The 916-nt window shown below is 50.3% G+C and carries 1 protein-coding gene; it reads left to right on the top strand.

Annotation, left to right across the window (positions count from 1 at the left end; all coding sequences use genetic code 11):
- Positions 1–916: Ig-like domain-containing protein (locus POD11_RS17615; protein WP_271743908.1), on the top strand; the 916-nt coding region annotated here is incomplete at both ends.

Raw genomic sequence — 916 nt, 5'->3', positions numbered from 1 at the left:
CAGGACCTGCAACAGGTGTTGTGGATGCAGTTGCACCAGCAGTTGCTCTAAATGATCTATTAACCAATGACAGCACACCAGCACTCACAGGTACAGTGAACGATCCGTCAGCAACTGTAGTGGTGACTGTAGATGGGGTTGACTATCCGGCAGTGAACAATGGGGATGGCACCTGGACGCTTGCAGACAATACACTTCCTGCTTTAACAGACGGTCCGCACACCATTACCGTGACTGCAATAGATGCAGCAGGTAATGCAGGTACTGATACTGCAGTGGTGACGATTGATACCACAGCACCGAACGCGCCAGTGATTGACCCGGTTAACGGGACAGACCCGATTACAGGTACAGCAGAACCTGGTTCAACAGTAACAGTCACTTACCCAGACGGTAGTACAGCAAGTGTTGTAGCAGGAACGGATGGGACTTGGACTGTTCCAAACCCAGGCTTAAATGATGGTGACACGGTAACAGCAGTAACAGAAGATCCTGCTGGAAATACGTCAGGACCTGCAACAGGTGTTGTGGATGCAGTTGCACCAGCAGTTGCTCTAAATGATCTATTAACCAATGACAGCACACCAGCACTCACAGGTACAGTGAACGATCCGTCAGCAACTGTAGTGGTGACTGTAGATGGGGTTGACTATCCGGCAGTGAACAATGGTGACGGCACCTGGACCCTTGCAGACAATACACTTCCTGCTTTAACAGACGGTCCACACACCATTACCGTGACTGCAACAGATGCAGCAGGCAATGCAGGTACAGATACTGCAGTGGTGACGATTGATACCACAGCACCAAATGCACCGGTACTTGATCCAATCAATGCGACTGACCCGATCAGCGGTACAGCAGAACCTGGTTCAACAGTAACAGTCACTTACCCAGACGGTAGTACAGCAAGTGT

The organism is Acinetobacter sp. P1(2023) (genome assembly GCF_028367635.1).
GTDB classification, from domain to species: domain Bacteria; phylum Pseudomonadota; class Gammaproteobacteria; order Pseudomonadales; family Moraxellaceae; genus Acinetobacter; species Acinetobacter pittii_E.
Note: the sequence above shows the minus strand (reverse complement) of the source record. Positions and strands in the feature narration are given on the sequence as shown.